Genomic DNA, 13,920 nt, shown 5'->3' with positions numbered 1-13,920 from the left:
AACCGTCACCCGTTCTTCGGCTTTACTGAACGCAGAGTCGGCGCGGCCGCGGCGGGATCTTCGGGCCAGATGTGTTTCGGATAACGCGACTTCATCTCTTTTCGCACGAGCTCCCAGCTGCCGCGCCAGAAGCCCGGCAGGTCGGTCGTGACCTGAACCGGACGCAATGCGGGCGAGAGCAGTTCGACCCGCAGCGGAATCCGTTGCCGACCGACCGCGGGATGGACCGTCACGCCGTAAAATTCCTGCACTTTCGCCGAGAGCGTCGGCTGTTCGTTGCCGTAATCGATGCGGTGACGTGCTCCGGCCGGAGTCGTGAACGCCTCGGGATAGGAGGCGTCGAGCTCGCGCAGCAGAGCAAAACCGAGCATGTTACGCAGAACTTCGTTCCAGTCGAGCTTCCGCAGATCGTCAAAGGAGCGGACGCTCCCCAGAAACGGAGCGGCCTTTTCGGCGAACTCCGCACTCCAGTCCGGATAACGTTCCGGCTCCTGCCGGTGTGCGAATCCAACCCGGTTGAAAAGGGCGGTTGCACTCTTCGCCTCGGGCGGCGGCAGTTGGAGCTGGCGCGACTGCGCCGCCGCGAGAAGAGCTTCTGCGAGAGCGCCGGGCGGCGGATTCTCAAGCGGCGTTGAAGAGAGCACGATCGCGCCGAACCGGCTTTCGCGCCGCGCGAACGCACGCTCACGCTCCGGATCGAATTCGACCGTGTCGATCTCGCTCATGCGGTCGCCGAAAGCGTCGAACAGCGCCTCGGAATCGACCGGAGCCGCGAGTCGGATCGCCGGTTCGCGCCCGCCCCCCGAGAGCCGCGCAACGGCGAGAAACTCATTTCCGCAGAGGTCATCTCCCTCCGCCAGCACCGCCCCGGAGCCGCCGCTCAACAGATAACTGCGTCCGTGGCGGCTGCGCGCCCGGCCGATCCACTCCGGAAACGCAAATGCCAGCAGAAGTCCCGTCTCCTCCAGGTCGCAAATCCGCTCCTTTTCGCGCAGAAGCTCCAGAAGCTGACGCCGGATCACATGCTGCTGCCGGAATGCTCTCGGATTTGAGCGCATCCTGCGGATCCGGTCGCGCAGATCCGCACCGTCGAAACCGCGGAATGCGTCGCGTTCCTCGAGGATTGCGGCGATCTCACAGCCGAGCGGTGCGATTCCCCGTTCGCGAGCCGCAAGCAGCATCGCCGCGAGGCGCGGATGGACCGGCAGCTCCGCGAGCATCCGGCCGCGTTTCGTGATCCGTCCATCTTCCGGCGCGACGGCACCGAGTTCGGCGAGGACGTTCCGGGCGGCAGAAAGCGCCGCAACCGGAGGCGGGTCAAGCCAGCGGAGAGACTCCGCACCCGTCCCCCACGCGGCGACTTCAAGAGCAAACGGGGTCAGATCCGCCTCGAGAATCTCCGGAAGCGTCCGCTCGCTGCGGGCCCGCTCTTCGACCATGTTCCAGAGCCGCACGGCCACGCCGGGTCGCGTCCGTCCCGCGCGGCCGCTGCGCTGCGCCGCCGACGCTTTCGAGATCGGCATCACCTCGAGAAACGAAAATCCCGCCGCCGGATCGAAGCGCAGATGCCGCTCCAGCCCCGAGTCGATCACTCCCGTCACGCCGTCGATCGTGATGCTGCTCTCGGCCACATTCGTCGCAAGAACGACTTTCCGGCGTCCCGGCGGAGCCGGCGCCAGCGCAAGATCCTGCTCGGACGCGCTCAATGAACCGTGCAGCTTCAACAGCAAAGCCTCCTGCGGGAGCGAATCTTTCAGCATCTGCGCACAAACATCGATCTCGCGCATTCCCGGCAGAAAGACGAGCAGATCTCCCTCGATTTCACGATAAAGCCGGATCACGGCACGCACGGCCTCCGGCTCCGGATGAAAGCGGTCAAGTCCCCCCTCCCCGTAGCGGATCTCGACCGGGAACTGCCGTCCCGGCGCCTCGACGACCGGCACGCCGCCGAGCAGAGCGGCGACCCGTTCCGTCTCCAATGTGGCGGACATGACCAGCAACTTGAGTTCCGGCCGCAGATTCTCCTGCACGTCGAGCGCGAACGCGAGTCCGAGATCCGCCTCGAGACTCCGCTCGTGAAACTCATCGAAGATGACCAGCGAAACCCCCGCAAGCTCCGGTTCGCGCCGCAACCGGCGCAGCAGCACTCCACCGGTCATGACCGTGATCCGGGTCTCCGCGCCGACCCGGCTCTCACCGCGCACAACGTACCCGACCCGTTTCCCGACCGGCTCCCCGAGCAGTGCCGCGATCCGCCGGGCGGCGGCACGCGCCGCGACCCGGCGCGGTTCGAGCAGCAGAATCCCGCCGTCAAACGCCTCGAGCAGCGCGGGCGGCACGAGCGTGGTTTTCCCGGCGCCCGGAGCGGCCGCCAGCACCGCGCCGGAGTGTTTCCGCAGAGCATCGGCGAGTTCCGGCAGAACGGCACGCACCGGCAGATCGATGTAACTCTCCTTTTTCATGTTCCTATTAATATAGCAGACGCGGCCGCCATTTCCAACCCCTCTGAACAGAATCCGGCACAGGGAAAATCAACTCCGTCCGCTTGTATTCCCCCTGACCGTGTGGTATTGTAAGGAGTGTGTTCATTTGAAATCGACAACCCCCCATCACAAGGGAATCTGAAATCATGTACGCTTATCCGTTTTATCCGAGCCGGAGTGTCCATTCGCTCGACGGCATCTGGGAATTCGCATTTCTCGGAGCCGACGCGCCGAAACTCGAGGAGATCCGGACAGACGGGATCCGTTTCAACGAACTCATGGCTGTGCCGGGCTGTTTCGACGCGGCGCCGAAATACGCAGGAGTACGCGGCGTCGGCGCCTACCGCCGCACCGTCGCTGTCCCCGCAAACACGAAACTGCGCCTCCGGCTCGGCGCCCTCGGGTTGCGCGGGCGCATTCTCTGGGACGGGGTGGAGATCGCCCTGAATGAACTGCCCTATTCGCAGCAATGCTGTGAATTCAATGCGGGATCGGGCGGCACGCATGAACTCATCTTCCTCATCGACAACCGATTCGACCCGGCCGACACGCCGCTCTTTCATCCGTTCTACGATTTCTACGGTTACGGCGGCATCTACCGTTCGGTCGAACTTGAGACACTTCCGGACGGGGTTCATTTCCACCGCGTCCAGGTCGAGACCCCTGATCTCTCCGGCCGGGTCATCGTCTCGGGACGGCTTGCGGGAGGTGCCGCTCCGCTTTCGGCCGGATTCGACGGGACGGCGCCCGAACCGGTCGAAGCACAGTTCGACGGCGAAAAATTCACGTTCGAGGCGCAGCTCGACTCTCCGACGCTCTGGAGTCCGGATTCCCCGAACCTCCACACCGTCACGCTGCGGGCCGGAAACGACACCATTGTCGAACGGTTCGGAATCCGCACCGTCGCATGCAGCAGGGGGCAGATTCTGCTCAACGGCAAACCGATCCGGCTCAAGGGCTACAACCGCCACGACGCGCACCCGCAGTTCGGGCCGGCCATGAACGATGAACTCTGGCTCGAGGATCTCCAGATTCTGCGCGATCTCGGATGCAACTTCATCCGCGGCTGCCACTACCCGCAGAGCCAGCGTTTTCTCGACCTCTGCGACCAGCTCGGCTTCCTGGTCTGGGAGGAGTCGCTCGGCTGGGGAGACAATGTGGATGTCCAGTCCGATCCGAAATTCCGCCGTCTCCAGGTTGAACAGACGATCAATATGGTCGAAACCAGCATCAACCACCCCTCGGTCATTCTCTGGGGATTCATGAACGAATCGGGCGACGACAAGGAGGTCGGCGCCTCTCTGCTGCGCGAACTCGCCGCGGCGGTTCGCTCCATCGACCGGAGCCGTCCCGTCACCAACGCCTCGATGCACATCCGGGAGTCGATCGCGCTCGATGCGTTCGACGTCATCAGTTTCAACCTCTATCCGGGCTGGTACGAGCACGGCAACACCTCCGACCCGCGGCCGCTGGACCGCATTCCGGCCGCACTGGACGACGTTCTCGCCCGGCTCGACACAGAGCTGCTCCGCGACAAACCGGTCATTCTGAGCGAGATCGGCGCGGGCGCCATCTACGGCTGGCGCGACCGTATCCGCGGCATCTGGAGCGAAGAGTATCAGGCCGACTATCTCGACGCGGTCTGTCGTTACTTCCAAAGCAGCAGCCGTCTGAACGGCCTCGCGCTGTGGCAGTTCTCCGACGGCAGAACCTACGCCGCATCCAACGTGCTCGGCCGTCCCCGCGCATTCAACAACAAGGGAACGCTCGACGAATACCGCCGTCCGAAACTCGCTTACGACGTTGTGAAACATCACTTCAAGAACCTCGAATCATGAAGAAATTTCTGCCGATCGTCTTTCTGTTTCTCGTTTCCGCACTGCTGCTGTGCGGGGCAGAACTGCGCATTGCCGACGCGGTGCCGGGAGGAGATGCCCCCGTCCGCCAGCTTGCGCTGCGCGAGGCGTTCGCCGGGCGGCAGCAAATCCAGTACAGCCGGGAAACCGCCGACGACGCCTTTTCCGGACTGTCCGGAGGGAAATTCGATCTCGTCGTCGCGGAACTGCCGGCCCGCCCGGAAAAATTTGCGGGCAAATGGCGCGTCTATGCCGTCGACTCGCTCGTGTTCTACGTGAATGTCGCCAACACGCTCACGGGGGCGAAAAGTTCCCAGCTGCGCGACATATTCACGCAGAAACAGCCGAACTGGCAGGATTACAGCTTCCTCTCGACCCGGATTCAACGCTATGGCGTCAAAGCCGGCAAACCCGGCGCGGCGTACATGGAACGTTTTTTGTTCCGGGGATCGGCGCTTGCCGACTCCGTGCGGAAATTCGGCTCGACCGCCGAAGTGCTCGCCATGACCGGAGCCGATCCGGACGCGATCGGCTTCGGCGTCTATGCGCCGAGCGCCCCGGCCCAGGTCAAACTTCTGGCTGTCGACGGCGTTGAACCGAATATGAAAAGCGTCGCGGAAACCACCTATCCGCTCGCAGTCAAGCGGGCGGTATTCACCTCTGCCGAACCCTCGGCCGAAACCAGACGTTTTCTGGAAGAAATGGACAAGGCGGATTTCCGGGACTTCGTCCTCCAGGCGGAACTCCTGCCTGTCGAACCATAGGAACCATACTCCGGAAGAGGAGAAACATCATGTCTGACATCAATTATTATCGCGGCAACTTCTGTGTGGAAATCCATCCCGCGCCCGGCTCTCTCGTGATCTTCGGCGCCTCCGGCGACCTCGCGAAACGGAAACTCTTCCCCGCTCTCTACCACCTCTTCCGCAGGAATCTTCTGCATGAGGAGTCCAGAATCATCGGCTGCGCGCGCACGGCGTACAGCGACGATGCGTTCCGCGACCATCTGCGGCCGTTTCTCCCGGAGGGAAGTGAGGAGCAGCGGGTCGCGTTTCTCGCAAAAATCCGCTATGTCGCGGGCGACTACTCCGATCCGGGCTTCTACCGGAAACTCGACGGCGTGCTCAATACGCTCGAAGCGGCGAACGATCTCCCCTCGAACCGGACTTTCTATCTGGCCATGCCCGCCTCGCTCTACCCGGCGATCATCGACAAACTCAGCGAGAGCGGCATGCTTGAAGAATCTCCCGAACCCGACGCCCCGTGGCGGCATGTGGTCCTCGAAAAACCGTTCGGGCGCGACTTCGCCTCCGCTGAGGAACTCGACCGGGATCTTCACTCCCACATGAGGGAAGATCAGATCTACCGCATCGATCACTATCTCGGCAAGGATACCGTTCAAAATATCCTGATGCTGCGGTTTGCCAACCTCGTGTTCGAGCCGGTCTGGAACAGTCGTTACATCGACCATGTTCAGCTCACCGCCGCCGAAACCCTCGGCGTCGAAAACCGCGCGGGATATTATGAACAGGCCGGACTGCTGCGCGACATGTTCCAGAATCACATGCTCGAAATGCTCTCTCTCGCCGCCATGGAGATGCCCGCAAGCTTCTCCCCCGACGACGTGCGCAGCGAAAAGGTCAAACTCATCAAGTCGATCCGGCCATTCGATCTGAAGCATCTGAATGAAACCGTCGTCCGCGGTCAATATGAGGGGTATCGTTCCGAACCCGGCGTCGCCCCCGACTCCCGGACGGAAACGTTCGTCGCGGCAAAACTCGAAATCGCCAACTGGCGCTGGGCAGGCGTCCCGTTCTATCTCCGGTCGGGGAAGAAACTCGCCGCACGCAAAAGCGAGATCGCCATCGTATTCAAGTCGATTCCGCATTCGATCTTCGCCCCCATCCGCGCCCGCGACATGCAGCCGGACACTCTCGTCCTCAAAGTCCAGCCGAACGAGGGGATGGAGCTGACCATCCAGGCCAAACAGCCCGGCCCCAAACTCTGTATGGGCGGAGTCACCATGAGCTTCCGGTACAGCGACCTCCCCGGCGGGGAGAGTTTCGACGCCTACGAACGGCTTCTCCTCGACGCCATGCTCGGGGATCAGACCCTCTTCATCCGCAGCGACAGCATCGCCGAAAGCTGGAGGCTCTTCACCCCGCTTCTCGAAAACTGGGACAGCCTTCCCCTTGAAACCTATGCCGCGGGTTCCGACGGCCCCGAATCCGCCGCCCGTCTCCTCTTCGCCGACGACCGCGAATGGCGGGCGCTGTAGGGGATTTTCCGGGAGGGAGCGCGCCCAACCGTCTCCCGGGCAAAGCGAGAGCGGGGAGAGGGAGTCCCCCCTCTCCCCGCGTTCTCCTGATGTGAATCCACAGACTTATCCCCGCATCTCATTCGTAAGGAAGAGCATGCACGCAGTTGCACACGGCAAGTTCTCCCCAGCGGACCTGATAGGAATCGCCCTCTTCCACGAGCTGCGGTTCGGCTGACGGAACGGCTCCCGCCGGGAGAATTTCAACTCCGCCGCCAACAATGGTGCGCAATGTCTCGTCGAAAACAACATGGGTCTCCGGGCCGTCATAGAGCGAGGCTTCCACCCAGACGCGATCGGACTCCCGTCCGCTCCGCCACTGGATCGGCCGGGAGTCGAACGTGCCGGGCAAACCGTGGACGACAACCTTATGCCCGCCGGAAACCATCGTGCGGCTGTCCGCCAGCTCCGCATCATCGGCCGCCAGCTCAAACCGCAATGCGAGAGAGGAAAAGGTGAATTTATTGTCGGCCGGACGGTCAAGACCGATATGCCAGTCGCCGCGATCGGTCAACATCGCGAGCGCAAACACCACCCGGTTCTTCGATTGCGCCATCCGGACACCGGCAGAAGAGAAATCCTTCCCGTCCTTGAAGAAACGCATGCGGAACATCGCGGGACGCTCCCCCTCCCCCGACTGCCAGTAGCCGAGCAGCGGGCGGCGCTGCGTCCAGAAACACTCGCGATTGATCGAACCGAAAATCAGTTCCGGCGTGATATAAGTCGTCCCCTCAAAAGACATCTCCGGCTTCGGCCGCTTCACATAGCGCTGCCGGATCTCCTCCTCCGGCTGAGAAAGTCCGGCAAAACGACCGCGCAGTTCCTCCGGACAGGGCAGATGATGGATCGGATCGTAAGAGAACGCGAGCAGCCCCGTCTCTTTCGCCTCGGGAACCGCCCGGTGCAACGGCAGCTCGGTCGCATTGCGCAGCAGATCGACGATCCCCTCCGGGAGATACTCCGCATAAGCGCGCGACTGCGCCCCGCCGAGCTGACAGGTCGCCGGATGGAAACGCTTCGCGATCTCCCCCCAGATGAAAGCGTGGAGCTTCCGCGCCGAATCGAGAAGTTTCGCGTTGGAATGCACGAGCTGCAGAATCCGCTCCGTCTCGCGCAATGCGACGAACGTGTAGGTAGGACTGTTGTATTCGTTGAGTCCCCCCTGATCGGCCGTGTACCGCAGGAATGTCGCAAGCCGGCTCGCCGCATATTCCGAGAGAAGCGGATTGTTCAGGATCTCCCCGGCACAACCCGTCACCGCCGCCCCCATGATCGCGATATTCGTGTAGTCGGGCCGGACGTTTCGGCGGAAAATCGACCAGGCCGCCCGCTCCAGCGCCTGCTTCAACTCGTCAACAAGTTCCCGGTCAAGTCTCTCCCGGTGCTCCCGGAGCATGTGGCAGAGCCCCGCGCCGATGAAATCCGCCCAGTTCCAGTCCGGCGGCGCCATCTCCGGAACCGGCTCCTCGCAGAACCAGGGCCAGATTCCGAAAGCCGGATCGTAAGGATCCGTCACCTGAAGTTTGAGCACTTCGCGCGTCACGGCGGCGGCGCGTTCGCACTCCCGTTCCCCGCCGAGCTCCAGAAGCGCCAGCGCGTAAAGAATGTTGGTCATGGTTGAGGAGATCCGCGTCCCGTCCGGAATCCGGGTGTGATATCCCGGGGAGTGCGCAAACTCCTCAAGCCGGTTTTTCCGGGGATTGAAATTTTTTTCCTGAGCAGCCAACATTTCGCGGAGAATCATGGTGCAACGCGCCTTTCTGTTGAATTGGAACGGACTCCGTCACGCCTGCCGATAGGAGGCGGGGTCGATTCCGAGTTTCCGGATCTTGTAATGAATGATTCTGACCGTGAGATTCAACGCGCGCGCCGCCGCCGCCACGTTGCCGCGATGCGCCTTGAGCGCCTCGTCGATCATCTCACGCTCAAACGCCTCGACGCGGGTTTGAAAATCCCCTGCGATCGGAGTCGTCGGCCCGGCCGGTTCAATGCGCTGCAGAGCCGTCGGCAGACAGTAGGTGTGGATCGTATCATCCGTCGCCGTGAGCACCGCCCGCTCCATGCAGTTCTCAAGTTCGCGGATGTTCCCGGGCCACGAATAATCGACCATGAGATTCATCGCCGGCGCCGAAATCCGCCGCACGCGCCGATGGTGGAGACGGCTGAACTTCTCCCGGAAATGTTCCGCCAGCAGCGGAATGTCCGATCTGCGCTCCGCCAGATCCGGCAGAACAATCGGAAAAACGTTGAGCCGATAGTAGAGATCCTCCCGGAACTGCCCCTCAGCCATGAGTTTTTCGAGATTCCGACTCGTCGCGGCGATGATCCGCACATCGGAGTGCAGCTCCTCGTTGCCACCCACCCGCTGAAACGTCCGCTCCTGCAGAAACCGCAGCAGCTTGACCTGCACCTGAGGCCCGATGTCCCCGATTTCGTCGAGGAAGAGCGTCCCCTTGTCGGCCGCCTCCACGCGCCCGATCCGGCGATTCACGGCGCCGGTAAACGCCCCTTTTTCATGACCGAAGAGTTCACTCTCGATGAGATTCTCCGGAAGAGCCGCCGAATTGACCACCACAAACGGTTTGTCGCTCCGGTCGCTGGAACGCTGCAACGCCCTCGCGAGCAACTCCTTGCCGGTTCCGGAAGCTCCCCTGATGAGCACCGTCGCACTGCTGGCGGCGACCTGCCGGATCATCGTATACACTTTCCGCATCGCCTGGCAGTTGCCGATGATCTCCGACGGGCCGGAAATCCGGTCGAGCTGTTCGCGGAGGCGGGTGTTCTCCTCAATCAGCCGTGAACGCTCCTCATGTTCGGCAAGTCCCAGCGAAATCGCTTCGGCGGTCAGGTTCGCGACGATCTCAAGCAGATTGAAGTCCCGCTCAAGATCCGCGTCCGCCACCATCTCGCGGTCGATGCTCATCGTACCGATGACCTCGCCGAGATGGATGATCGGCACGCAGATGAAAGCGACGTGCGAATCACGACCGCGCGCTCCGGTCCGGTCGAGAAACTCCGGCTCCTGCGAAACGTCAGGGATGATCCGCGGCTTGCCCGTGAGCGCCACCTGCCCGGTGATCCCCTCCCCGAGCCGGTAACGCCCCCGTTTCTTCTCTGCCTCGGAGAGCCCGTGCGACGCCTCGATGAAAAGCAGCTCCCCGCGCCGCAGCGTGACCGTCCCGCGCAGAAGTCCCATTTCCCGGTAGAGGATTTCCAGCACCCAGCGCAGCAGTGCCGAGACATCTTTCTCGCGCAGCACTGCCTGACTGATCTGGTTCAGAACCGCAATTTCCAGATTTCTGCTGCGATTCATGCCGCGACCTCCGCGGCAGGTTTCCCGCGGCCGTTCACTTGAGTTTCTTCACAGCGTTCTTGATGCTCTGCCGTGCGCCCTCGATCACTTTCGTGTCGACGCAGAACGCGAACCTCGCATACCCGGGGCAGCCGAAACCGCGCCCCGGCACCGCCAGAACCCGCTCCTCGACCAGCGCCTGAATAAAAGCCGCTTCGTCCGCAACCGGCGACTTCGGGAAGAAGTAGAACGCACCGCGAGGCATCGTAAATTCGATCCCCGCATCGGTGAGCACATCCGCCATCGCCGCACGCCGTTCGCGGTAGATCTCCAGATCAACCTGGGCGTCCATGCACTCCATCAAAATCTGCTGCGCAATCGCCGGAGCATTCACGAATCCGAGAATGCGGTTGCACAAAATCAGTCCGGCCATCAGCTCGCCGACATTCTCGATCTGCGGCGAAACGGCGATATAACCGAGGCGCTCTCCCGCCAGAGAGAGATTCTTGGAATACGATCCGATCACCACCCCGTGCGGGAAAATCTCAAGCGCCCCCGGCAGTTCGACCCCGTCGAAGTTCAGGAAACGGTACGGCTCATCCGAAACGACGTAGATCACGTGCCCGAACTTCTTCTCGGCCGCGGCGATGATTTCGGCCAGGCGGGTGAGCTCTTCACGGCTGTAGATCTGGCCGGTCGGATTGTTCGGAGTGTTGATGATGATCGCCCGCGTATTCGGCGTGAACGACTTCTCGATCCGGTCCAGATCGAGTTCAAACGTGAAATCTTTCGACGGCACCGGAACGAGCTTCCCGCCGGAATTCGCCGCGTAAAATCCATATTCGACGAAATACGGTGCCGGACAGAGCACTTCGTCCCCCTGCGTGAGCACCGCCCGGAAAAACACGTTGATTCCGCCTGCGGCGCCGCAGGTCATGACGATGTTCGAGCCCGGCAGTTCGACGTTCTGTTCCCGCGAGAGGTGGGCCGCGAGTTTTTCGCGCAATTCCGGATAACCGGCGTTCGGCATGTAGCCGATCGAAAACGGCTTGTTGGCCCGCCGGGTGATCTTGCCGAGTGCCGCTTTCACCTCCGGCGGCGGCGGCAGATCCGGATTGCCGAGACTGAAGTCATAGACATTCTTCTCGCCGTACTGTTTTTTGAGTTCGATTCCCGCCTCGAACATCTTCCGGATCCAGGAAGCGTTGGAGAGGTATCCTTTGATTTCGTCTGAAATCAGCTGCATGATTCATCTGCTCCTTATTCTGTCATGTTTATTCATAATTTACCACAGAGACCCTCATCCTGCAAGGAAAGGTTGACAAATTTGTTACAAATATGGGAGTTCACAACAACCCGGCAGGAGGCAAACATGACAGAAAGGAAATTCTCGAACCCGGATGAACGCCCGGTCGACGCGGTGGAAAAAGCACTGCTGAAGCGGGCACTCGGGTTCACTCACAAAGAAATTCAAACCGAAGAGATCTTCGACCGGGAGAGCGGGGAACTGCTCTCGACCGGAAAACGGCGGGTCGTCTCGAAAGAGGTGCTGCCCGACGTGCGCGCCTTGCTGTTCTGGCTCAAGAACCGTCGTCCGGCCCGTTGGCGGGAGCGAATCGAATCGCCGGAACCGGAGCAGGAGTTTCTGTTTGACGAAGAGGACGAACGCCTCTGATTTTGCGGACAAAAAAAAGAGAACCGGGCAAAGCGCATCCCGGTTCTCCAGATCCGATTCCCGGAGCTCTTGCGAGCTCCGGACGCTCTTCGGGCTTCATCCGTTCTCCTCATCTGCTCTTTCGGCCGGATCGGATGCGCAGCTCTCCCGGGGGAGGAGAGGAACTCGGGCATCCGTTCCGAACCACCGCACTGCCCATGGGGGGGGTGTCGTCATTGGGGGACAATGGCGACCGGGCGCGGGGAAGAGAGAGTTGGAAAACGGATCAGTCAAATTCAAGATGGCTTACTTTTCCTTGCGGACAACGGCCACCGGCTCGACCGAGTATCCGCTCGTAACGGATGCCGCGGCCAGAAGCATTGACATGATGGTATCAGAGTGATTCGTCTTCTTCTTCATTTTTCAAACAACCTTATGATCAGACGGGATTCGGTGAGATTCCGGCTCTCCCGTTTTGTTATGGCGTATAAAATACACGCAGCAAATTACCGGAGTATTGCTGAAAGATTACAATCCGGCAATATGGCAAAAAAACGTGTATTTTTTGAAAAACAGAGAATTTTGAGCGGAAAATAGAGAGAATTCGCTTGAAATTCGTCGGGGCGGGTATATATTATTACACCATAACGACGATGATGTCGAAGACGTGCACCCATAGCTCAATTGGATAGAGCGTCTGGCTACGGACCAGAAGGTTTGGGGTTCAAATCCCTATGGGTGTACCATTTTACCCTCAGATTCCTCAAAAAAGTGCCATTCGGTGCCGTTCCCGTCTTTCAATCCTCGAAATCAGTGTTATTTTAGCTCACGAGGATAGTTATGAGGAAACAGGGCAATGGCGAGGAAAGTCATGAAGCAGGAAGTCGGCACCATCTACCAGAAACCGAACGGGACATATCATTATCGTTATCAGATCAACGGTGAACGCAAGTCGATCAGCCTGAAAACCAAGAATCAGGAAGAAGCGAAGCGGAAAGTTAAAGAACTGCTTCCTGTTTTGAAAGCGACCAGTATGGAGGTCGTTTCGGCACATGTCGCTCACGCGCGCAATCTGATTAAGCCGGCAAACGTATTGTTGCTTACTGAAGCGTGGAATGTTTACGCAAAACACCCGAATCGTGCCACTCCTGCAACTGTTAACGAACGTCTCGCCTATGAAGCTGACTGGAGAGATTTCCTGAAGTCTCTTCCGAAAGGCTGTCAATATCTTCACGAAGTGACGCCGGAACTCGCCGATGCCTATGCGCAAAAGCTCCGGGAACGTCAACTGGCCGTTGATACGCACAACCGTAAGATCAAACGGCTGCGAAAAATCTTCTCTACGCTTACCGAGTATTGTCCCGATGGTAATCCTTTTCATTCTCCTGTACTCTGGCGTAAAGACCGCGAAGAGCAGGAACACAATACACGCCGTCTTGCCTTTACTCGCGAGCAGGAACAGGCATTGCTGGACGTACTGGCCGATTTCACCCACAAGGTGAAGAACAAACCGGAAATCCGGGTCATCTATCATCTGGGGATGTTTACCGGCCAGCGGCTGAAAGACTGCGTTCTGCTGCAATGGCATAAGGTTGATCTTGAACGGCGGCGCATCTGGGTCAAACAATTCAAGACTGGAAAAGAAGTCACGATTCCAATCGCCGATCAGCTATTAGCGGTGCTTCAGGAAGCATTGGCATGGAAACGAGATGAATATATCTGTCCAAACTGTGCGGCTCGCTATAAGCAGAAAGACGCCAGCGGCAAAGATGTCGGCTGCAATAAAGTCGGCTTGGACATTCTCCGGGTGATCCGCTGGATCGGGTTGGAGCCATCTGTGGAGGTACCGGGCCGCAAGAAGAAGGCTACGGTCTACGGCTTTCATTCCCTGCGCCACAGCTTTGCCAGCCATTGCGCTGAGGCTGGTGTCCCGAAAGCCGTATTGCTTTCAATCCTCGGCACCGATTCTGATATCGCTGATAAATACTATATTCATATTGGAGAGGAGGCCCAAATGGAAGCGATTGCCGCTGTCGCGTCCATCACGACCAAATCCGATCGCCAGCGGATCGAAGAAGCATTGAAGTTGCTCGATACTCCCGATGTCCCTGCCGAGGAAATTTTGAACCGTGTCCGGCACGTTCTGAAAGTATAAATACTTATTTATAATAGTTTATAGCTTGAGACTAAGCCTCCAGAAAATGAAACTGGGGGCTTTCTTTTTGAGACGTTTCACCCTGAAAATGAGTCTGCAAGTGGAGAATTTGAAACGATGATTTTGAGATTCTGAGCGTAAAGTCCCAGTTTCAAATTTGAAA

9 protein-coding genes and 1 tRNA gene are annotated in these 13,920 nt (G+C 59.7%); 6 read left to right on the top strand and 4 right to left on the bottom strand.

The window, feature by feature from the left end:
• Positions 1-5: 5 nt before the first annotated feature.
• The gene (hrpB, locus tag Q0J85_RS01535) at positions 6-2,462 is read right to left on the bottom strand and encodes an ATP-dependent helicase HrpB (RefSeq protein ID WP_294477572.1); all 2,457 of its coding nucleotides are present in this window, start codon (positions 2,460-2,462) and stop codon (positions 6-8) included.
• A gap of 167 nt (positions 2,463-2,629) precedes the next feature.
• Here hrpB and Q0J85_RS01530 point away from each other — a divergent pair, with 167 nt between their 5' ends.
• Genes Q0J85_RS01530 through zwf form a run of 3 tightly spaced genes read left to right on the top strand, consistent with a single transcriptional unit; the run spans position 2,630 to position 6,617 of the window.
• Positions 2,630-4,321: a glycoside hydrolase family 2 protein gene (locus Q0J85_RS01530; RefSeq protein WP_294477569.1), complete on the top strand. Its 1,692-nt coding sequence runs from the start codon at positions 2,630-2,632 to the stop codon at positions 4,319-4,321.
• Positions 4,318-5,103: a hypothetical protein gene (locus Q0J85_RS01525; RefSeq protein ID WP_294477567.1), complete on the top strand. Its 786-nt coding sequence runs from the start codon at positions 4,318-4,320 to the stop codon at positions 5,101-5,103. Before Q0J85_RS01530 ends, Q0J85_RS01525 begins: the two co-directional genes overlap by 4 nt.
• 29 nt (positions 5,104-5,132) lie before the next feature.
• Positions 5,133-6,617 carry a glucose-6-phosphate dehydrogenase gene (zwf, locus tag Q0J85_RS01520; RefSeq protein WP_294477566.1) on the top strand — a complete coding sequence of 495 codons (1,485 nt, stop codon included), beginning with the start codon at positions 5,133-5,135 and terminating at the stop codon, positions 6,615-6,617.
• 118 nt (positions 6,618-6,735) lie between these two features.
• Here zwf and Q0J85_RS01515 read toward each other — a convergent pair whose 3' ends face one another.
• Genes Q0J85_RS01515 through Q0J85_RS01505 form a run of 3 tightly spaced genes read right to left on the bottom strand, consistent with a single transcriptional unit; the run spans position 6,736 to position 11,194 of the window.
• Positions 6,736-8,400, bottom strand: coding sequence for a hypothetical protein (locus tag Q0J85_RS01515; protein WP_294477549.1), 1,665 nt, complete (start codon positions 8,398-8,400; stop codon positions 6,736-6,738).
• 39 nt (positions 8,401-8,439) lie between these two features.
• On the bottom strand, positions 8,440-9,969 hold the full coding sequence (locus tag Q0J85_RS01510) for a sigma 54-interacting transcriptional regulator (protein ID WP_294477546.1): 1,530 nt from the start codon (positions 9,967-9,969) through the stop codon (positions 8,440-8,442).
• A 34-nt stretch (positions 9,970-10,003) separates the two neighbouring features.
• Positions 10,004-11,194: a pyridoxal phosphate-dependent aminotransferase gene (locus Q0J85_RS01505; protein WP_294477544.1), complete on the bottom strand. Its 1,191-nt coding sequence runs from the start codon at positions 11,192-11,194 to the stop codon at positions 10,004-10,006.
• Positions 11,195-11,320: 126 nt separating this feature from the next.
• Between Q0J85_RS01505 and Q0J85_RS01500 the strand changes: the two genes are divergently transcribed.
• The 3 genes from Q0J85_RS01500 to Q0J85_RS01490 all read left to right on the top strand — a co-directional run bounded on the left by Q0J85_RS01500 (position 11,321) and on the right by Q0J85_RS01490 (position 13,757).
• The gene (locus tag Q0J85_RS01500; RefSeq protein WP_294477541.1) at positions 11,321-11,623 is read left to right on the top strand and encodes a hypothetical protein; all 303 of its coding nucleotides are present in this window, start codon (positions 11,321-11,323) and stop codon (positions 11,621-11,623) included.
• A gap of 648 nt (positions 11,624-12,271) precedes the next feature.
• Positions 12,272-12,348 (top strand) — tRNA-Arg (locus Q0J85_RS01495).
• 125 nt (positions 12,349-12,473) lie between these two features.
• Positions 12,474-13,757 (top strand): tyrosine-type recombinase/integrase, encoded by a 1,284-nt coding sequence (locus tag Q0J85_RS01490; RefSeq protein ID WP_294477540.1) that lies wholly within the window; start codon positions 12,474-12,476, stop codon positions 13,755-13,757.
• Positions 13,758-13,920: the final 163 nt, after the last annotated feature.

The organism is uncultured Victivallis sp., assembly GCA_944389935.1.
Taxonomy (GTDB): Bacteria; Verrucomicrobiota; Lentisphaeria; order Victivallales; family Victivallaceae; genus Victivallis.
Note: the sequence above shows the minus strand (reverse complement) of the source record. Positions and strands in the feature narration are given on the sequence as shown.